The 20,563-nt window shown below is 57.6% G+C and carries 17 protein-coding genes and 2 pseudogenes; 10 read left to right on the forward strand and 9 right to left on the reverse strand.

Features of this window, described 5'->3' with window-relative positions:
* Window positions 1-285: 285 nt before the first annotated feature.
* Both ABRP31_RS26375 and ABRP31_RS26380 read left to right on the forward strand, forming a co-directional pair.
* A pseudogene (locus ABRP31_RS26375) lies at window positions 286-561 on the forward strand (PAS domain-containing protein); the annotation flags it as partial.
* Between the two features lie 792 nt (window positions 562-1,353).
* Window positions 1,354-1,845 (forward strand): annotated as a pseudogene (locus ABRP31_RS26380) (methyl-accepting chemotaxis protein); the annotation flags it as partial.
* Between the two features lie 209 nt (window positions 1,846-2,054).
* On the opposite strand, the gene ABRP31_RS26385 reads toward ABRP31_RS26380, so the two are convergent.
* The 7 genes from ABRP31_RS26385 to ABRP31_RS26415 all read right to left on the reverse strand — a co-directional run bounded on the left by ABRP31_RS26385 (window position 2,055) and on the right by ABRP31_RS26415 (window position 10,677).
* Window positions 2,055-3,014, reverse strand: a complete 960-nt coding sequence (locus ABRP31_RS26385) for a zinc-binding alcohol dehydrogenase family protein (protein WP_349971171.1) — start codon at window positions 3,012-3,014, stop codon at window positions 2,055-2,057.
* Window positions 3,015-3,043: 29 nt separating this feature from the next.
* On the reverse strand, window positions 3,044-3,217 hold the full coding sequence (locus ABRP31_RS26390) for a DUF1427 family protein (RefSeq protein WP_087271802.1): 174 nt from the start codon (window positions 3,215-3,217) through the stop codon (window positions 3,044-3,046).
* Window positions 3,218-3,483: 266 nt separating this feature from the next.
* Window positions 3,484-4,257 (reverse strand): helix-turn-helix transcriptional regulator, encoded by a 774-nt coding sequence (locus ABRP31_RS26395; protein WP_349971172.1) that lies wholly within the window; start codon window positions 4,255-4,257, stop codon window positions 3,484-3,486.
* A 134-nt stretch (window positions 4,258-4,391) separates the two neighbouring features.
* Window positions 4,392-5,678: an OprD family porin gene (locus tag ABRP31_RS26400; RefSeq protein WP_349971173.1), complete on the reverse strand. Its 1,287-nt coding sequence runs from the start codon at window positions 5,676-5,678 to the stop codon at window positions 4,392-4,394.
* Between the two features lie 210 nt (window positions 5,679-5,888).
* Entirely contained in the window at window positions 5,889-6,125 is a 237-nt protein-coding gene (locus ABRP31_RS26405; protein ID WP_349971174.1) for a hypothetical protein, read from the reverse strand.
* A gap of 210 nt (window positions 6,126-6,335) precedes the next feature.
* Window positions 6,336-7,442 carry an agmatine deiminase gene (aguA, locus tag ABRP31_RS26410; RefSeq protein WP_087271814.1) on the reverse strand — a complete coding sequence of 369 codons (1,107 nt, stop codon included), beginning with the start codon at window positions 7,440-7,442 and terminating at the stop codon, window positions 6,336-6,338.
* A 322-nt stretch (window positions 7,443-7,764) separates the two neighbouring features.
* Entirely contained in the window at window positions 7,765-10,677 is a 2,913-nt protein-coding gene (locus tag ABRP31_RS26415; RefSeq protein WP_349971175.1) for an aminotransferase, read from the reverse strand.
* Between the two features lie 253 nt (window positions 10,678-10,930).
* Between ABRP31_RS26415 and rfbB the strand changes: the two genes are divergently transcribed.
* The 7 genes from rfbB (at window position 10,931) to ABRP31_RS26450 (ending at window position 18,161) form a co-directional block, all read left to right on the forward strand.
* Window positions 10,931-12,013, forward strand: coding sequence for a dTDP-glucose 4,6-dehydratase (gene rfbB, locus ABRP31_RS26420; RefSeq protein ID WP_349971176.1), 1,083 nt, complete (start codon window positions 10,931-10,933; stop codon window positions 12,011-12,013).
* Window positions 12,010-12,885: a glucose-1-phosphate thymidylyltransferase RfbA gene (gene rfbA / locus ABRP31_RS26425; protein ID WP_349971177.1), complete on the forward strand. Its 876-nt coding sequence runs from the start codon at window positions 12,010-12,012 to the stop codon at window positions 12,883-12,885. Before rfbB ends, rfbA begins: the two co-directional genes overlap by 4 nt.
* Window positions 12,882-13,430: a dTDP-4-dehydrorhamnose 3,5-epimerase gene (gene rfbC / locus ABRP31_RS26430; RefSeq protein ID WP_349971178.1), complete on the forward strand. Its 549-nt coding sequence runs from the start codon at window positions 12,882-12,884 to the stop codon at window positions 13,428-13,430. Before rfbA ends, rfbC begins: the two co-directional genes overlap by 4 nt.
* Entirely contained in the window at window positions 13,427-14,305 is an 879-nt protein-coding gene (gene rfbD / locus ABRP31_RS26435) for a dTDP-4-dehydrorhamnose reductase (RefSeq protein ID WP_349971179.1), read from the forward strand. Before rfbC ends, rfbD begins: the two co-directional genes overlap by 4 nt.
* Window positions 14,306-14,509: 204 nt before the next feature.
* Window positions 14,510-16,324 carry an ATP-binding protein gene (locus ABRP31_RS26440; RefSeq protein ID WP_349971180.1) on the forward strand — a complete coding sequence of 605 codons (1,815 nt, stop codon included), beginning with the start codon at window positions 14,510-14,512 and terminating at the stop codon, window positions 16,322-16,324.
* Window positions 16,321-17,688, forward strand: a complete 1,368-nt coding sequence (locus tag ABRP31_RS26445; RefSeq protein ID WP_087271835.1) for a sigma-54 dependent transcriptional regulator — start codon at window positions 16,321-16,323, stop codon at window positions 17,686-17,688. The genes ABRP31_RS26440 and ABRP31_RS26445 overlap by 4 nt, the downstream gene beginning before the upstream one ends.
* Window positions 17,689-17,705: 17 nt before the next feature.
* On the forward strand, window positions 17,706-18,161 hold the full coding sequence (locus tag ABRP31_RS26450; protein ID WP_349971181.1) for a thioesterase domain-containing protein: 456 nt from the start codon (window positions 17,706-17,708) through the stop codon (window positions 18,159-18,161).
* 198 nt (window positions 18,162-18,359) lie between these two features.
* Here ABRP31_RS26450 and cysQ read toward each other — a convergent pair whose 3' ends face one another.
* Together cysQ and nudE are read right to left on the reverse strand one after the other, a co-directional pair.
* Window positions 18,360-19,202 carry a 3'(2'),5'-bisphosphate nucleotidase CysQ gene (cysQ, locus tag ABRP31_RS26455; RefSeq protein ID WP_349971182.1) on the reverse strand — a complete coding sequence of 281 codons (843 nt, stop codon included), beginning with the start codon at window positions 19,200-19,202 and terminating at the stop codon, window positions 18,360-18,362.
* Complete coding sequence (gene nudE, locus ABRP31_RS26460; RefSeq protein ID WP_349971183.1) at window positions 19,199-19,765, reverse strand: ADP compounds hydrolase NudE; 567 nt, start codon at window positions 19,763-19,765, stop codon at window positions 19,199-19,201. The genes cysQ and nudE overlap by 4 nt, the downstream gene beginning before the upstream one ends.
* A gap of 99 nt (window positions 19,766-19,864) precedes the next feature.
* Here nudE and yrfG point away from each other — a divergent pair, with 99 nt between their 5' ends.
* Entirely contained in the window at window positions 19,865-20,527 is a 663-nt protein-coding gene (gene yrfG, locus ABRP31_RS26465; RefSeq protein WP_087271845.1) for a GMP/IMP nucleotidase, read from the forward strand.
* The last annotated feature ends 36 nt before the right edge of the window (window positions 20,528-20,563 follow it).

Consider the following 20,563-nt stretch of genomic DNA (forward strand, 5'->3'; position numbering starts at 1 on the left):
ATAGCAGGCCACCAGACAGCAGGTTTCAACGTCATAGGCAGGACATTTGATAAGCGCGTGACGCTATCTATACTCCCTCCATCATTTGAGTGTGTACACAGCCATCACGGAAGACCTCAATCAAGCGGCGATTCGAAGCCAGACAGAGACGCTGGCCGAGCGATAATCTATAACCTGCTGTTTTAGATAGCTTTAACCTCGAATACAGACCACCCGACAGGTCGAACCCATTCCTCGCAAATGGATTTCACCGGTGCCTGAAGTAACTTCATACGGATGCTGAAGATGGCCAAACATATCACTCAAACTGAACAAACTTTCCCTGCCGAACAACGCTTGATTTCAGCGACTGATACGAAAGGCAAAATCACCTACTGCAACGATGAATTCGCGAAAATCGCGGGTTACTCGCAAGCCGAACTTATTGGTAGCCCGCACAATCTGGTGCGCCATCCTGATATGCCCGCAGCTGTCTTCGGATTAATGTGGAGTTACCTGAAGGCCGGTAAAAGCTGGATGGGCATCGTTAAGAACCGCTGCAAGAACGGCGACTATTACTGGGTCAGCGCTTACGTCACGCCGATCCTCGAAGACGGCCGACTGATCGGCTACGAGTCCGTACGGGTCAAGCCAACAAGGGAGCAAGTCAGCCGCGCGGAAGCCCTTTACGCCAGATTGCGCAGCGGTAAAAAAGCGGTCGCCAGCTCGCGTCATCTCACTGCGTTTCTCAGCGTAATGGCTGTACCGGCAATTGCTGCCGTCCTGGGGGTCGGTGTCAACGTGCTCTTCCCTGGCACCATTGCTCATGTGGCGACCGCCGTGCTGTTTCTGGCCTTGGGTGGGTGGGCGCACATGCGCTTTGAGCAGCAACTGTCAGGCATCATTCGCAGTGCACCCGGCGCCTTTACCGACCCGGTGAGCGCCCTGACCTACAGCGACGCCTACGGGACCAGCGCTCGTCTGGAGATGGTGTTGGTCAGCGAAGATGCTCGTCTGCGCACCGCGCTGACCCGTCTGAGCGACCTGGCGGCACAAGTCTCGGAAGCAGCCGGGCACTCTTCGCATCTGTCCACGCAAAGCGAGCACGCCTTGCTGGAGCAACGTGCGGAAACCGACCTGACGGCTGCGGCCATGACCGAGATGGCAGCATCCATCAACGAAGTATCCAAACACGTGCAGCACACAGCGGCAGAAGCCACGACAGCGAACGAGCTGGCGGAACAGGGCAGCAAGGTTGCAGGCACCTCCCGCGAAGCCATTCAGCGTCTGGCAGGGACGGTAACCAGCATCAGCAATGCCGTAGATAATCTGGCCAACGAAACCCAACAGATCATGTCGGCGGCCAGCGTCATTCAGGCGATCGCCGATCAGACCAACCTGCTTGCACTCAACGCAGCGATCGAAGCAGCCAGAGCCGGGGAACAAGGTCGCGGTTTTGCCGTGGTGGCTGACGAGGTTCGCGCGCTGGCAGGCAAAACGCGGGAGTCGACCCAACAGATTCAGGCGGTGATCGAGTCGCTTAAAAAAGGTGCGGACGAAGCAGTGAGCATCGCTCAGCTAGGCATCAGCGAAGCCGACAATGGCGTTGCACAGGTGATCGAAGCGCAAAATGCCTTGCAGGGTATCCGCGAGGTCATCGCACGTATCAGTAATATGGGTCACCAAATGGCGACCGCCTCCGAAGAACAGTCCCATGTGGCGGAGGACATTTCCCGGCAAATCAATAACGTCGCAGCGACCTTCGAAACCTCCGCAAGCAATGCCAACGCGGCGGTAGCACGGGGCACCGAACTGGAAAACACCTCCCGCGGACTGCGCGCATTGGTTGAGCGGTTTAACCGCTAGCAGCATCGCCTCCATCAAACAGAATGCCAACCCTTGAACGGGAATGGCATTTCTGTAGGAGCTGCCGCAGGCTGCGAAGCATTCATCCTGACACACCGCTTTCGCAGCCTTCGGCAGCGCCTACAGGTCCTATGCTTGCTTCGCGACAGCGCGTTGCCAGGGACAACGAGGCAGGGGTGTTGCTAAGAATGCATCAACCCACAATATCCTTATGGCAACAAAATCACCTTTTCCCCTGCGCCCTGATTGACCTCTTCGTACCGCGCCAGGCCTTCGCTCAGCGGTGACTCGACCAAACCTGTTGGCAGCGGCAAGCTGCCTTCGTCGAAGAACCGGCCAAACTGATCGAGCATCTTCGCGCAAGCGTTGCAGTCATAAAGCAGCGAATTGATCCCCACCACTGATCCGCCTTTACGGTACAGCGCCAGCGACGGCAGCTTTACGTGGCCGTCCACCGGAGCCGCGATGATCGCGATACGACCGAACGTGGCCAGCGCAGGCACTGAAGCCGCAAGCCAGAAGCCGGTGGTGTCGAAAATCACATCGGCACCGCTCTGGAAGACGCCATTAACCTGCGCCGCAAGTCCTTCTGGCTTGTCCAGCAGAATGCTTTCGAAACCCTGTTCTTGCAGCGCGACGATGTGCTCCGGGCGACGCACTGCGCCCAGTACCCGAGCGCCGAGAATTCTGCCCAGCGCCAGTGCCGCGCTACCCACTGCGCCATTGGCCCCGATGACCAGCAAGCGCGTTTCGGCGCCAACCAGGCTGCGTTGCAAAGCATCCCACGCGGTGGTGTAAGGCACACCGAGACTGGCAGCCTGACTGAAATTCAAACTCTTTGGTTTGAGCGCCACCCCTTGAGCAGGCAATGTCAGAAACTGCGCGTGAGAGCCGTCGCGAAAGAAACCCGGCTCTTTACCCGTACCCCAGACTTCCTGCCCCAACAATTCCTTGGGGCCCTGGACGACCACGCCAGCAAAATCCCGACCCGGCACTCTCGGCAATGTGGTGTAGGGAAAACGCCCGAGAACGTTTTTCACGTCACTGGGGTTCAGGCCAGCGGCTTTGACCTCGATCAGGACTTCGTTCTGGGCAGGTACGGGCGTTGGCAGCTCGACGTATTGCAGGGCTGCAAGATCGCCGGTTTTTGAAAATTGCAGGGCTTTCATGGGAGCCTCCTTTAAGTAGGAATAATCGATCAGGACAGCCAGGTCGCAACCAGTTGCTTACCCATTGGCCATAGCTTTTCACCCAGCAACATGCCGGTCAGGCCAACCAGTGCCACGGCGGGCGGTGCTGGCGAGCGGAAATCAAGAGCGCCATAGAGCAGGCCTACGCCGATGCCGATAACGATGGAAATGAGGTAACTCATGATGAACCCCGTGCACAATTTGCTAATGCACGCAGTTTAGAGGCGGGTGGAAAAAGCTATCGGCCAAGGGCTTCTGAATATCGGTCAGGATGAATGCACACGTATCTATAGGAACACACGGGGACCTGTAGGAGTGAGCTTGCTCGCGATAACGGTAGACCTGTTGAGAATTATTTTTTGGCCTGACGCTATCGCGAGCAAGCTCACTCCTACAGGGATGCATTTCAATTCATTAGCGTATGTTTTGTTTGCCTGGAGCTGCGTCGCTACCGATCCCCCACTGAATACTGCGAAGGCGCCACGCCCAGCTCACGTCGAAACATGTCGCTGAAGCTGCTGGGCGAATAGCCCAATGAGCGCGCGATCGTGCTGATCGGTACGCCCTGGATGATTTCAGCCACCGCTGTCGCCAACTGTACTTGTCTTCGCCACTCAGCGAAGCCCATGCCTAATGCACTTTGGAACAGGCGCGCGAGGGTTCGAACGCTCGCGCCGGCGTTTTCGGCATGCTGCTCAAACGGGATATCCAGCGACGGCTCGCTCATGACCGCCTGACAAAGACTCCGCAGACGCCGGTCAGAGTTATCCGGCATGGGGATTTTCAGAATGGAGCGTTTGGCGCGCCGCAGCTCCAGAAGCGCCAGCCCGACGAGTGCATCGTAATACTGCGACTCCTGATTATCGGCCTGCTCGACCAAACCCAGAATCAATTCGCGCAGCAGGCGGCCAACCTCGAAGACCTGTACGGTTTTTTCCAGCGTGTCGGCAATGGCTGGACGCAGGTAGATGTTGCGCATCTCCAGATCAGTGACCACGCGAATGCCATGTATCACGCCAGGCGGCAGCCACACGGCACGCTGCGGCGGCACAACCAAAGCTTCGAGCGGCGTTTCAACCCACATTACACCCGAGGTGGCGTACAGCACCTGACCCCACACATGTTCATGCGGCTCGATGTAACGCCCACGTGGATAAGTACGCGCCAGAGGTTGCACAGGCACGGCGGTATCAGAAAGGTCAGGAGGTGCAGCGAGGGCCATGGGGAGTGACCGAGTCAGGCTAAGTTGGAGCACATAGTAGCCGTACATGGGGCAGGAAGATTGTATCTACGCGTTGTGGGACCGGCTTTAACCGGTCCCACGGGGAACGCTACGCGCGCCCCTTTACACGATCATCAGAAAACGTTGATCGGGTAGTCAACGAAGATACGGGTTTCGTTGCCGCTAACGTTGTATTCGCTGGCGTTGTTGGAAACACGCAGGAACGAGTTGCGCAGACGCAGGGACAAGTCCTTGGCCGGGCCGCTCTGCACGACGTAAGTCAGCTGGCTGAAGATTTCACGCTCTGTGCCATTGCCACGAGTGGTGCCGTCATCAATGTTGCTACCGCGCACGTAGGCCGCTTTGTAGCTCAGGCCAGGAGTGACCAGACCGGACAGGTCAACGCCGTAGGCTGCTTGCCACGAACGCTCGTCCTTGCCGTTGAAGTCGGACCAGTAGGAGTTCGCCAGGTAGATAGTGTTACCACCGTCACCGAAGCCGCCTGCACTTTGGTAGCCGCTGTAGTTGTAGCCGGTTTCGCCAGTGCTGCGCTGGTGCGCCAGGGTGAAGGAGTGGATACCCACAGCCCAGGTAGCCGCCAGGCTCCAGATCTTGTTGTCACGGGCGCCAGCTTCAGTGGCTGTCGAGAAGTTTCTGTCCATCTTGGTCTTGTAGCCGTTGAAGTCGAACGTCAACGACTGGTCAGGAGCCAAGGCAAACACGTAGTTCAGGTTCACGTACTGCTTCTTGAACACGTCTTCGTTGTCCGAAGCGTAGAACGCTGCGGTGAACTCATCGGTGAACTTGTAGCTGGCGCCGTAAACATTGATGCTTTTCAGGCCACCGCTGTCACGCCCTTCGGCAGACTTGCGGGCTTCCTGAGTGAAGCGACCGACGTTGACTTCCAGGCCATCGATTTCTTTGGAAGTGATCAGAGTACCGGTGAAGCTTTCTGGCAACAGACGACCGTTGTCATAGCTCAACACAGGCAGCGCAGGCATTTGGTCGCCGTACTTGATGACGGTGTTGGAAATACGTGCTTTGACGGCAGCGCCGGCACGCGCGAGATCATCAGCAGCTTCACCGCTGTCGCCCTGCTTGAAGAAGTCGATACCAGCGCCGCCGCTGCGACCTTTACCGCCGTCCAGACGAACACCGTAAAGACCAAAAGCATCGACACCGACACCGATGGTGCCTTGGGTGAAGCCGGATGCGAAGTTGGCGGTGAAAGCCTGACCCCACTCAGCACGGTCAGAGTTTGGTGCGACGTTTTTGTAATCGCGATTGATATAAGCGTTGCGCAGTGCGAGATTCAGGTGGCTGTCTTCGACGAAACCCTTGGAATCTGCCTGGCTGTCAGCCATGACCTGGCCGGCACTGATCAGACCCAGTGCAAGCAAACTGATGCGTTTATTGAGCATTTCTAGTTGTCCTTTTTTCTGCTGATTTGATCACGCGCTGTGGCGACAACCCAGAGGGTGTCTGCGGCTCCCGAATGTCATATTCGCGGAGCCCGCACGAAATCATCGCAGTGGACTACTGATGCACGTACATGGCGCAAGGGCCACAGGCGGAGGACGCGAATCCTAGCCGCCGGTCATAAAAGTGTCAATTTACGAAACTTTCTATGCTTATAACTGTCTTGCTCGACCGTCTTTGGACAGGCCTTCATCCTTGAGCACGCTCAGGAGCGCTTCAAGCTCGGCCTCGTTGAAAAGGCCCGCCGGATAACGCTGAAGCAACATCTGCCTCACGTCCGGGCGTTGAGGTTTACGCATACTGGTCGCTCTCAACCAGTCAGCCATCATCTGGCGCGTTTCGCTACTAGCAGACAAACCACGAGCGCGATGCTCTAGACCTGCGTTCATAGGACAACCTCTTAAGTCGTGAGGGGCTAAATGTACTGGCCCTTTGTGACAGAAAGGCTAAGCGGGGACGTTTCAATACCGGCCGTCGACCCATCCACCAGGTTAAGACGCCAGAAGCGAAACCCACAAAAAAGCCCATCACTTGGATGGGCTTGATCACAGCAAGAACGACGCCAACTATGTAACGCGATTGTAACCGCCCCTATTCATTCAGGCCCGATGGGGCGCTGGCTGTTGCTGGGTGAGACAGTGAATATTGCCGCCACCCAGCAGTAACTCGCGACCCGGGACCATGACCACTTCATGCTCCGGGAACAGTTGCTGGAGGATTTCCAAGGCTTTTTCGTCCATCGGATCGTCAAAGCTGGGGGCAATGATCCCGCCATTAACGATCAGGAAATTCACGTAAGAACCCGCCAGACGCACCGAAGGATTGCGTTCCTGACTGCCGTGCACCTGATCGACGCCCGCACATTCTTCTTCAGTGGCGAACAAAGGACCCGGGATTGGCATCTTATGGACGACAAATGCCCTGCCCTTTGCATCCCGGGTGTTTTCCAAAATACTCAATGCCGCGTGACATCTTGGGTAGTTGGGGTCTTTGGGATCATCTGTCCAGGCCAGCAACACCTCGCCAGGACGCACATAGCAGCAGAAGTTATCGACATGTCCGTCGGTTTCGTCGTTAAACAGCCCGTCCGGTAACCAGACAACTTTATCCACAGCCAGGTTGGCGCTAAGCACTGCTTCAATCTCTTCACGAGAAAGGTGCGGATTACGGTTGCGATTAAGCAGGCATTCCTCGGTGGTGATCAGCGTACCTTCGCCGTCAACATGGATCGAACCGCCCTCCAGTACAAATCCTGGCGTCGCGTAGCGCGGGCACCTTTCGATTTCCATCACCTTGCTGGCCAGCTGCGAATCCAGATTCCAGGGCGCGTACAGGCCGCCATCGAATCCACCCCAGGCATTGAAATCCCAGTCCACACCACGCACTTCGCCTTGATTGTTGATCACGAAGGTCGGGCCGGTGTCGCGCACCCAGGCGTCGTCGTTACTGATCTCCACTACGCGGATATTGGGTACGTTCAGGCGCGCGCGGGCATTGTCGTATTGGGCTGCCGAGACCGCGACAGTCACGGGCTCGAAACGGGCGATGGCTTTGGCGACTGCAACATGAGCCGTCTGCACCGGCTTGCCACCCAGACGCCAGTTGTCCGGACGCTCAGGCCAGACCATCCAGGTCTGGGTCTGAGGAGCCCACTCGGCAGGCATATAAAAGCCGTCGGCGCGTGGAGTGCTGTTGAGAGTGGTCATGGGTGATCAGGTCTCCAGTGAGGCGTCGAATCGAACAATCGATAGTTGGCGACTTTATAGACGATAAAAATCGGGGTTAAAAGCTAAAAAGCAGAATTAAATACATATTTCAGGCTTTAAGGCCGACATAAATCTACAATTTAATCTGTACAAGCCCGGTCGCGCAGCAAACACAGGGCCTGTAGGAGCTGCCGGAGGCTGCGATCGCGGTGTACCAGGAGAAATGCTTCGCAGCCTTCGGCAGCTCCTACAGAAATGCATTTCAATCCCAGTAGTTTGCATGCTTTCAAGAGAGCGGCTTTGGCCGCGAGAGCATCAGCAGTCATTCCAACTCAGCCAACACCTTCGACACGCTATCCACAAAAAAGTCCACGCTTTGGCGGGTGGTGCACATCGGTGGTTTGATTTTCAGGATGTTCAGGTAGTCGCCGGTGGGCTGCATAAAGATGCCAAGATCGCGCAGGCGATCGCACAGGTAGGCGGTTTCTTCTGTGGCGGGTTCCAGGCTCTGGCGATTGCGCACTAACTCGACGCCCAGATAAAAGCCCATGCCGTGAACTGCGCCGACCAGCGGATGGATATCGATCAGGGCCTGCAGCCGGGACTTGAAATGCTCGCCGACGATTTCGGCGTTTTCCCAGAGCTTTTCCTCTTCCATGACATCCAGCACCGCCATACCAATCCGGCAACTGACCGGACTGCCGCCTGCCGAGGAGAAAAAATACCCCTCGGCCTCTAATGCTTCGGCAATCTCACGGCGGGTTATCACAGCGCCCAGTGGATGGCCGTTGCCCATCCCTTTGGCCATTGTGATGATGTCGGGCACCACGCCCTGCTCTTCGAAGCCCCAGAAGTAATGACCCAAGCGGCCATAACCGACCTGCACTTCGTCGGCGATGCACACGCCACCCTGCTCTCTGATCTTTTGATAGACCTGTTGCAGATAACCCGCAGGCAGCGAAATCCCACCGGCATTGCCGTATACCGGCTCACAGATAAAGCCTGCAACCTGGCGCTGTTGTGCCGCCAGTTGCTGCAGGACATGCTCGACGCTTCGTACATACTGCGGCGCGCTGTCCGTACCTCGAAACTCGCCGCGATAGGTGTTTGGCGCGGTCACTGGATGCACCCAATCCGGACGTGTACTCAACGCCTGCGGGTTATCGGCAATCGACGTAGAAATCGCATCGGTCGCCACTGACCAACCGTGGTAAGCCTCCAGCACGCTGAGCATGTCGCGCCCGCCGCTGTAAGCCCAGGCAAGACGAATCGCGAGATCGTTGGCCTCGGTGCCGCTGTTAACCAGAAATACGCGGTCCATGCCTTCTGGCGCCAGCTTGAGTAAGCGTTCGGAAAACTCGGCAATCGCCGCGTAATGAAAGCGCGAATTAGTGTTCAGCAGCGACCATTGCCGCGCCGCTTCAGTGGCCATGCGCGGATGACCGTGGCCCAGCACCGCTACGTTGTTGAGCATGTCCAGATAGGAGCGGCCCTGCATGTCGATCAGATGATTGCGCCAGCCACGCTCGATCTGCGGCGGGGCCTGATAATAGTGTTTTTGCGATCGGGCGAAGCTTGCGTCACGGCGCGCCAGCAGTTCAGCGGAGTCGGGCAACGAGGGCGCATCGCAATCAAATCCCAGCAGCGCCGCAGGCGACGGACACAAAGCCCGCCATGCACTTGCCCAGGAAGGGGTGGTAAAGAGCGGCGGGCTCAGGTTCTCAACGCCACACAATTGCAACAGCAATGGACCGCTACCCTTGCCGATAATGGCACCGGCGGCGACGCTGGCACCCGGCGTCAACTCCAGTCCTGCGCCCCATATTTTCAGGCTCATCTGAGCCCCCACCAATAACAACGCCGCATCAGCGGTCAGCCTCAACGTACCGCTGAAAGGTGCGTGCAACGCAGCGGCTGCAGCCAGGTACAGCTCGACATGCAGGGCGAAAGTTTCTGGCTCTTTGGCGCTGTCGATCACGGTGCGCGACAGTCGGTACTCCCCGAACCGACTGGCTGACTGTCCGGTAGCTTGTGCAGCCTGTTTGAGCAACTGCTCATCGATGCCGTTCTGCGTCCAGTTGCCCGCGACAAAGTGCTCGCTGAGCACTCCCAAGTCCACCAATCGGAACGCTCCCCCGCTCAGGCCGGGCAGCAGTGGCTGATAGTCGATGACTGAGGCTGGCGGAGCACTGACGTTAACCGCCGCAAGAATCGCTGCCTCCATCAAGGGCAGCGGCACGGAAGTCGCCACATCGAAGATGCCCCATTCACTGTCGATATTGGCCTGAATGTAAGCATTATCAGGTTCAACACTGGCTTGCTGTGCGCTGCTCAGCACCAACACCGCAGCACGGGCCACGATCAAAGGCCATAGCGCCTGCAGTTCTTCAAGTTGCAATGGGTTGATCGCGTGGTAAGCGCGAATGGCCGGCAGGATGTATAACGGGTCGCCATCGGCATGGTGCAGCAGAGCTGCGCAGGTGACCGACAGATCAGCTACCCGCCAGGTGCTGACCAAATCGCCGAAGTCGATCAAACCTTGCAGCTGCCAGCGTTGGTGAGTACTGCGCGTCCAGACGACGTTATATTCGGTGATATCCAGATGCACTGTCTGCACGGGCAGCTTCGCAACCAGCGAACTTAAACGTCGCTGCGCCAGTTCGGCCGCCTGCGCGAGACACGCGCGCTCTTCATCGTTATCAATGACTGGCAACAGATGCTTGATCAAGGCTTGGGCATTGCGCGGATCCCACTGCAAAACACGCTCAAGCCCGGGATGTTCAAAGCTGGCGAGGGAGCGATCCACGTTTGCGCATAACTCGCCCAGCTCAACCACAACGTCCAGCGGCAGGTGACTTGAATCACTCAAAGCCTGGCCATCGATAAATTCCAATAGCCTGGCGTGCACTGCATGCCCACCGATCTCTAGCGACAACAGTTGCTCGTTCGTAACAGTAAGCATCACGCCGGGGACTCTGGCTCGCGATTCTGCTGCAAGATGCCGGAGCGCAGCATGCTGCGCTTCCAGCTCCAGAGTTGAATAATCTCCATGGCAGATTTTCAGCACGAAACGCCGCTCGCCGGTATCAAGCAGAAAATTACGATCCTGCTGACTGCCCAAGTCTTTCAGCGTGCCGCTTAACCCATAGTGTTGCTCAAGCAGCTGCAGCGCCTGCTCGGTACTGACCTCTGGACAAGGCAGGCTGGAACGACGAATCAACGTAGCGAGCGGCATGCAACAACCTCAATCCTGAAATGAGCAGCGGGGGAATTTAACAGGCCTACAACTATAGGTGGGCCGGGCTCTGATCACCAAGTCATGCACAGTGCGGGAGTGGGTGCCGGTTTAATGGCGCAAGGCCCCTACATGATCAATTATTTTCATTAACTATCTGCGGGTTCTTGGTTAATCCTGCTTGCACGTCTGGCGTTACAACAACAAGCTATGCTCCATCAGTCTTAAGACCTGGAAGGCACAAGGCAATCCTATGCGAATACTCGTTACTGGCGGCGCGGGCTTTATCGGCTCGGCACTGATCCGTCATTTGATACAGAGCACCGACCATGAGGTGCTGAACTTCGACAAACTCACCTACGCAGGCAATCTTGAGTCGCTGTCTAGCATTGCCACCAACACGCGCTATGAGTTTGTTCAGGCAGATATCTGCGATCAGGCCAAAGTCGGCGAGGTGCTGGCCCGCTTTGAGCCGCACGCCGTCATGCACCTGGCTGCCGAGTCCCACGTCGACCGCTCCATTGATGGCCCGTCCGAGTTTATTCAAACCAACATCGTCGGCACGTACAGCCTGCTGGAAGCGGTGCGCGGTTACTGGCTGAAGCTGCCTGAGGCCGAGCGTGAGACGTTCCGCTTCCATCACATTTCGACCGATGAAGTGTATGGCGACCTGCATGGCGTCGATGACCTGTTTACCGAAACCACACCGTATGCGCCAAGCTCGCCCTACTCGGCCAGCAAGGCCGCATCCGATCACCTTGTCCGGGCCTGGCAGCGGACTTACGGACTGCCGGTGGTCGTGACCAACTGCTCAAATAATTACGGGCCGTTTCACTTCCCGGAGAAGCTGATCCCGCTGGTCATTCTCAACGCTTTGGCGGGCAAACCGCTGCCGGTGTATGGCAACGGTCTGCAAGTGCGCGACTGGCTATTCGTCGAAGACCACGCCCGTGCGTTGTACAAGGTGGTGACCGAAGGTGCGGTAGGTGAAACCTACAATATTGGCGGTCATAACGAGCAAAAGAATATTGATGTGGTGCGCGGCATCTGTGCGCTGCTGGAAGAGCTGGCACCTCAACGTCCTGACGGTGTTGCCAACTACGCTGACCTGATCACTTATGTCGTGGATCGACCGGGCCATGATCAACGCTATGCGATCGACGCCAGCAAGATCGAACACGATCTGGGCTGGACCCCCGAAGAAACCTTCGAATCAGGTTTGCGCAAAACCGTGCAGTGGTATTTGAATAATCTGGAATGGTGCCGCCGCGTACAGGACGGCAGCTATCAGGGCCAACGACTGGGCTTTACTGCCCCCAAGGATCTAATCGCATGACAAAAGGAATTGTTCTGGCCGGCGGTTCAGGCACGCGCCTGCACCCCATCACTCTAGGTGTTTCCAAGCAACTGCTGCCGATTTACGACAAGCCGATGATCTATTACCCGATCTCGGTGTTGATGCTGGCGGGCATTCAGGAAATCCTGATCATCTCCACCCCTCAGGACCTGCCTCAATACCGGGGTCTGCTGGGCGACGGCAGCCAGTTTGGGGTAAGTTTCCAATACGCCGAGCAACCCAAGCCCGAAGGCCTGGCGCAGGCGTTCCTGATTGGCGAAGAGTTCATTGGCGATGATTCGGTATGTCTGATTCTGGGCGATAACATCTTCCACGGTCAGCACTTCGGCGAACAACTGCGCAAGGCCAAAGAGCAGAAAAACGGCGCGACGGTATTTGGCTACTGGGTCAAGGATCCAGAGCGTTTCGGGGTTATCGACTTCGACGAGGACGGCCGGGCGCTTTCCATCGAAGAGAAGCCCAAAGAGCCCAAATCCAGCTATGCAGTGACGGGGTTGTATTTTTACGACAATGAAGTCATCCGCATTGCCAAGGACGTCAAACCGTCGCCGCGTGGCGAGCTGGAAATTACCGACATCAACAATGCCTATCTGCAACGCGGCGATCTGCGCGTTGAGCGATTCGGTCGTGGCTTTGCCTGGCTGGATACCGGCACTCATGACAGTCTGCTGGAAGCCTCGCAATACGTGCAGACGATCGAACACCGCCAAGGCCTTAAAGTCGCTTGCCTGGAAGAAATTGCCTACCAGAACGAATGGATTGATCGCGAACACCTGCTGGAACGCGCTCAATACTTTGGCAAGACGGGTTACGGTCAGTATCTGTTCAAGCTTGCAGGAGAAAAACGTTGAATGTGATTGCCAGCGATATCCCCGAGGTACTCATCCTTGAGCCTCGTGTCTTCGGTGACGAACGCGGCTTTTTCTATGAGAGCTTCAATGCCAAGGCCTTTGCCGATGCCACCGGCCTGCGTGATCTGACCTTCGTGCAGGATAACCACTCACGCTCGGCCAAAGGCGTACTGCGCGGCCTGCATTACCAGATCGAAAATGTGCAGGGCAAACTGGTGCGGGTAACGGCGGGCGAGGTTCTGGATATTGCCGTGGACATTCGCCAAAGCTCGCCAACTTTTGGCCGCTGGACGGGTGTCAGGCTGTCTGCTGAAAATGCTCGGCAATTATGGATTCCAGCAGGCTTTGCCCATGGTTTTGTAGTGCTCAGCGATTACGCCGAATTTCTCTATAAAACCACTGATTACTACACCCCGGCAGCCGAGCGCTGCATCCGCTGGGACGACCCGGATCTGGCAATCGACTGGCAGCTGAGTGGCACGCCGCAACTGTCCGCCAAAGATCAAAACGGCAAAGCATTCAAAGAGGCTGACCTGTTCCCATGAGCAAGCCACTGAAAATCGTCGTCATCGGCCAGCACGGCCAGGTTTCCCAAGCCCTGCAGAAAACCCTCGCGGATCTTGGTGAAGTGGTTGTCCTGGGCCGCGACAAACTGGACCTGAGCAATCAGATGGCGGACTTCGACCAGATCCAGGAATTCAAGCCTGACCTGATCATCAACGCTGCAGCCTATACCGCAGTGGATCAGGCTGAAACTGACCAGAAAACCGCTCTTTCAGTGAATGCTATCGCTGCCGGAATGCTTGCCGATCAAGCGAAAGAGCTAGGTATTCCGTTGATTCACTATTCAACTGACTACGTGTTTGACGGTAGCAAGGCCACGCCCTGGACCGAGCAGGATCAACCCGCACCTTTGGGCGTCTACGGTGCCAGCAAGTGGGCGGGTGAACAGGCTATCGAGTACGTCGGCGGGCAGTACTTGATCCTGCGGACCAGCTGGGTTTACTCGAACACGGGTCGTAACTTTCTGCTGACAATGCAGCGCCTGCTGCAAGAGCGCGACTCTCTGAACGTCGTCGCCGATCAGGTGGGTGCGCCGACCTGGGCCGGTACGATTGCGCGCAGTACGCGCCAGTTGATCGAACGCTGGCGTGACGGACAACCTGGCGCCTGGGGCACGTACCATCTGACCGCCAGCGGCGAAACGTCATGGTTTGGCTTTGCTCAGGCCATTGGCGAGCAGTTGGTTGTGCAAGGTAAAAAATGCGCGGCACTGGAGGCTATTCCGTCCAGCGCCTACCCGACACCTGCAGCTCGCCCGCTCAACTCGCGGCTCGACTGCAGTCTTCTTCAACGCGAATGGGGCGTGCAACAGCCGGACTGGCACAGCGCGTTACTGGAGTGCCTGGCTGAGCAGTAGTTCTGCACTATTCGGGACCTTACCGAAACTGTAGGAGCGCACGAGCACCGCGAGGCCGCGATGGCGTCCTGTCTGATACACCGCTATCGCGGCCTCGCGGTGCTCGTGCGCTCCTACAGGATTAATGTTTGCTTCGTCACCGCACGGCGTCCGTGATACTGCGATATCTTCTACAGAAAAGCCGACCCTTAGCGCAGTTCAACAATGACCACAAACTCCACCCTCCCACCCCGCCCACGCTGGCGCAGCCTTGCGCTGCTGGCCCTGTGTCTGGCACCACTGTTGTGGCCGCTGGAACATCTGGCCGAGCGTTATTACCGTAACGAACTGGTGAGCCAGAATCGGCAAACTCTGGACCTTTACGTTGCCAACCTGTTGGGCACGCTGCATCGCTATGAAACCCTGCCGCAGATTCTCAGCCAGTTGCCGGACCTGCCCGCCGCATTAAAAGCCCCGCAGGGCAGCGCTCCACAGGAAGCCGCTAATCATCTGCTGCAAACCATCGTTCGCCAGACCGGCGCGGAAGTCATGTACTTGATGAACGCCGAAGGTACGACTATTGCCGCGTCGAACTGGGACAAGCGCGATAGTTTTGTAGGCCGCAACTTTTCCTTTCGCCCCTATTTCAGCGATGCCATGGCTGGCAACCTTGGACGTTTTTTCGGCTTGGGTACGACGTCTGCCAAACGTGGTTACTTCTTTGCCTCGGCGGTACGTGACGCAAACAAGGTAATCGGTGTGCTGGTGGTCAAAATTGATCTGGACCACACCGAAAACCTATGGGGCAAAACCCCTGAGCAACTGCTGCTCACCGACCACAATGGCGTCGTCATCCTGACCTCCCGGCCGGAATGGCGCTTCCGCTCGACGCGCGCACTGAGCGATGAAGAAAAACAATCCATCGTGGCGATCCAGCCCTACCCGACCCGCGATCCACGCCCGTTGCTGCTCGACGAGAAAGCATGGCTAACCCAAAGTCAGCAAATCGACGAAACAGGCTGGAGTGTGAACATTCTGGCGCCGCGAGCATTGATTGATCGTCCGGTTCGCACCGTTGTTGCCATTGGGGGCGCGGCGTTATTAGTAGTGATGTTGTTGTTAGGCATCATGATCCAGCGGCGTCGGCACTATCTGGATCGTATTGCATTCGAAGCCAAGGCTCGTCGCGAGCTGGAAGTACGCGTGGTGGAGCGCACCAGTGATCTGGAAGGCCTGAACAGCCGCCTCAGGCAGGAAGTCCTTGAGCGCGAACAGGCGCAGCAGGAACTGGTCCGCGCTCAAGATGAATTAGTGCAAGCTGGCAAGTTGTCCGCGCTGGGCACCATGTCTGCCAGCATCAGCCATGAGCTTAACCAGCCTTTGGCAGCGATCCGCAGTTATGCGGAGAACGCAGAAATCCTGCTGGATCACTCTCGCACTGATGACGCCCGAGGTAACCTCAAGCAGATCGGCGAATTGACGGGCCGCATGGCGTCAATCATTGCTCATTTACGTGCTTTCGCCCGTCGCGACCGGCATGCGCCGGAGAGCGTCGCGCTGCAACCTGCGCTGGACGATGCCTTGGCGCTGCTGGCCAAGCGGCGGCGCGCCATGGAGGTCGAACTGATTCGCGATCTGCCCGATGCCACGCTATGGGTACAGGCCGGTGAAACCCGGCTGCGTCAGGTGCTCGGCAACCTGCTGGCCAATGCCCTGGACGCCCTGACCGAAAAAGGTCCACCGCGCAGAATCTGGATCAGTGCCGAACAGACGTCAGAAGGCGTCAACCTGTTTATTCGGGACAATGGCCCCGGTTTTACCCAGGATGCGCTGGCACGAGCACGCGAACCCTTTTTTACCACCAAAACCCGTACTCAAGGGCTGGGGCTCGGATTGGCGATCTGCGATACCCTGATGCGCGCTTTGGGCGGCGAACTGCTGTTCGACAACCACCCGACTGGAGGCGCGCTGCTGACACTGCGTCTGCGTGACGGCGCTTCCGGAGTCAACCTTCAACCGCCAGAGGATTTATCTGCATGACCGCCATCGACAGCCGGATCCAGGTAGTGCTGATCGACGACGACCCGCACCTGCGCCAGGCCCTTAGCCAGACGCTGGATCTGGCCGGCCTGAAAGTCCTGACCCTGCCTGAAGCCAACGGCCTGGCAGCACGAATCGAGCGCGATTGGCCTGGCGTTGTAGTCAGCGACATTCGCATGCCGGGCATGGACGGTCTTGAGCTGTTGAGTGACTTGCACGGCAGAGACCCCGAACTGCCGGTCCTGTTGATCACCGGCCATGGCGATGTACCGCTGGCGGTGCAAGCGATGCGTGCCGGTGCTTACGACTTTCTGGAAAAGCCTTTTGCCAGCGATGCACTGCTCGACAGCGTGCGCCGGGCATTGGCCCTGCGACGTCTGGTGCTGGATAACCGCAGCCTGCGACTGGCCTTGAGCGACCGCCAACAGCTGAGTGCTCGTCTGGTGGGGCAGTCGGCTCCCATGCTGCGTTTGCGCCAACAGATCGGGGCGTTGGCCGCCACCAAGGCTGATGTGCTGATCCTCGGCGAAACCGGTGCAGGCAAAGAAGTCGTAGCGCGAGCGCTGCATGATTTGTCGAACCGCCGCACCGGACCATTTGTCGCGATCAATGCGGGGGCGCTGGCCGAATCCGTGGTCGAAAGTGAATTGTTCGGGCATGAGCCGGGTGCTTTTACCGGGGCGCAGAAACGCCGCATAGGCAAATTCGAATTCGCCAATGGCGGCACACTGTTCCTTGATGAAATCGAAAGCATGAGCATGGACGTGCAGGTCAAACTGCTACGCCTGCTGCAAGAGCGAATGGTCGAGCGACTAGGCGGCAACCAGCAAATCCCTCTGGATATTCGGGTGATTGCGGCCACCAAGGAAGACTTGCGTCAGGCAGCCGATCAAGGCCGCTTCCGCGCCGACTTGTATTACCGGCTCAACGTCGCGCCGTTACGAATTCCGCCGTTACGCGAGCGTGGCGAAGATGCGCTGATGCTGTTCCAGCACTATGCGGACGCGGCAAGCATGCGCCACGGTTTGCCCAAACATGAACTGCAGCCTGCGCAACGCGCTCTATTGCTGCGCCATACCTGGCCAGGCAACGTGCGCGAACTGCAAAACGCCGCCGAGCGCTTTGCCTTGGGTCTGGAGCTTGCTCTGGAAGGTAATGAAGTGCCGGTGGTGCCGACGATTACGGGCGGATTAAGCGAGCAGGTTGAAAGTTTTGAGCGCGCCTTGATCGCCGCCGAGCTGACCCGGCCGCACAGCTCCGTGCGCAGCTTGGCCGAGGCGCTGGGCCTGCCGCGTAAAACCCTGCACGACAAACTGCGCAAACACGGCCTGAGCTTCGGCGGCGGCGCGGATGAGCAGGAATGAAACCCGAGGACAATGAGATGTCACTAGAGGCCGCCGCACTGCAACAGGTGCTGCATTACGACATCCCGCTCACTCAGGCGATGGGTATGAAAGTCTTGAGCTGGCAGGATCATCAGTTGCGCCTGCATCTGCCACTCGCGCCCAACATCAATCACAAGAGCACGGTGTTTGGCGGAAGCCTGTACTGCGGGGCCGTGCTGGCGGGTTGGGGCTGGTTGCACTTGCGCTTGCAGGAGGCCGGTATCGAAGGCGGGCACATCGTGATTCAGGACGGGCAGATCAGTTACCCCTTGCCGGTTCGCGAAGATGCTGTGGCGATTTGCGATGCACCGGATGAAACCGTCTGGGAAAGATTTGTCACTACCTACCAGCGCCGTGGCCGGGCACGATTGACGTTACCGACACGAATTTGCGCTCAAGGAAGTGATCAGGAAGCAGTGCGTTTTATCGGGCAGTTTGTGTTGCATCGGTAGCGAAGCTCTTATCAACACAATGCAATAACCTGATTTGGGAATGCTTTTCTGTCGGAGTTCACGAGCACCGCGAGGCAGCGATGGCGTCCTGTCTGATACACCGCCTTCGCGGCCTCGCGGTGCTCGTGCGCTCCTACAGATCCATGTTTGCCGCGAGACAGCACTCACAGCAATCCCCTACAGAAATTACATGTGCAATCAGGAGCGCGCTAACTCCAGCAAGTCGGAACGCCAGGCGGCACCCGCTGGCAGCGCCAGAAAGAACGGGTTCAACAGGGATTCACGCGGCGGATAGCTGAATGGCTCACCGGACAGTTCGAGCACTTCACCCCCAGCGCCCTCCAGCACACCTTGCGCGGCGGCGGTGTCCCACTGAGAGGTCGGTGCCAGGCGGGGATAGCAATCGGCAGCACCTTCGGCCAACAGGCAGAACTTCAGCGAGCTGCCGATATTGGTCAGGTGTAAATGCCCAACCGCAGCAGACAAGCCGGCGAGTAGACGCTCCTGCTCGGGGCTGGTGTGACGTCGGCTGGCGACAACCGTAAAATCATGTCCCGTGCCCGGCTCCTGACGCACGCTGATCGGCGTCAGATGATCATCGTCATCGCTGCGCCACGCGCCCAATCCGGCGCCCCCAAAGTAGCAGCGATTATTGGTCGGCATCGAAACAACGCCAAACACCACACGACCACGTTCGATCAGTGCGACGTTTACGGTGAACTCTTCACTGCCGGAAATAAACTCCTTGGTGCCATCCAGCGGATCGACCAGCCACCAGCGCTCCCACTTCGCGCGCTCACTCAGCGGGATATCAGCATCTTCTTCAGACAGCACATGAATATCAGGTGCCAGCGCCAGCAGGCCTTCAGCAAGCAGCTGATGGGCAGCGATGTCCGCCGCAGTGACGGGCGAATCATCAGCCTTGGACGTCACCGTCACATTGGCGCGCCAGTGCGGCAGGATGACTTCCCCGGCAAGACGAGCCAGTTTGATCACGGGTTCCAACAGCGGGTGTGGCAGATTGCTGAAAACATCGGTCATGGCAAAAACAGTCCACGCTGGGTCAGAAAATCACGCGCCAGATAGAGTGCGGCCAAGGCTCGGCCCTCACTGAACTGGGGATGTTCAATCAAACTTGATAGCTCGCGCAAATTCACTTTGTCCACGCGCATGGGCTCAGGCTCGTCGCCCTCCAGACGCTCTTCGTAGAGATCGGAAGCCAGCACCACCTGAATTTTCTGGCTCATGTAGCCCGGCGACAGGGAAAGCTCGGTCAGGTGCTCCAGTTGATGCGCGCCATAGCCTGCTTCTTCCTTGAGTTCACGGTTGGCAGCGGCCAGAACGTCTTCGCCCGGCTCGATAAGCCCCTTGGGCAAAGACAGCTCGTATTCGTCTGTGCCGCCGCAATATTCTTCGATCAAGACCGCATGATCGGCATCCAACATTGCCACGATCATGACCGCGCCATAACCATTACCGCGCCCGACCAACCGCTCATAAGTGCGCTCGACACCGTTGGCGAAGCGCAATTGCAGCTCCTCAACACGGAACAAACGGCTGCTGGCGACGATTTCGCGGGCAAGTACGGTGGGTTTCTGGCGCATGTCGGGCTCCTTTGCGTGGACGGGTTACTATACCGTGGCTTTTCCGATTGTCTGTCTCGGATATGCTGACTTCACCCATCGATACTTTGCGAGACCTGAATGCCTTTAATGCCTTGGCGCGACATCGATACCGTTCTGCTCGACATGGACGGCACCCTGCTCGATCTTTATTACGATGAGCACTTCTGGCTGCAACATTTGCCGCAGCGCTATGCCGAGCTGCATGGCGTGAGCCTGGCCATGGCGCTGCTGGAGATGAAGCCGCTGTTTGAGAAGAATGCGGGCACGCTCAACTGGTATTGCCTGGACTACTGGAGCGCCGAGTTAAAGCTTTCAGTGCGAGACCTCAAGCTGGAAACAGCTGACCTGATTGCCCTGCGGCCCGACGCTGAAACTTTCCTTGCAGCGATCAAGCAGGCAGGCAAGCGGGTGATCATGATCACCAACGCCCATCGCGACTCGTTGTCACTGAAGATGGAGCGGATCGAGCTGGCGCCGTATTTCGAACGTTTGATCAGTTCCCATGACTACGGCTTCCCCAAGGAAAGCCCGCACTTCTGGGATGCACTGCAGGCCGATATCGCCTTCGACCCGGCCCGTAGCCTGTTTATCGACGACACCCTGCCGATCCTGCGCAGCGCCCGCACTTTCGGCATCGGCCATCTTCTGGCGGTCAGTGAACCGAACAGCCAGAAAGGACCAAAAGACACCGAGGAGTTCGCGGCGGTTAAGGACTATCGGGAGTTGATTGAAGGGCTCTAAAAATATGTAGGAACTGCCGAAGACTGAGATCCGGGC

The sequence above is a fragment of the Pseudomonas caspiana genome, assembly GCF_040224095.2.
Taxonomy (GTDB): Bacteria; Pseudomonadota; Gammaproteobacteria; order Pseudomonadales; family Pseudomonadaceae; genus Aquipseudomonas; species Aquipseudomonas caspiana.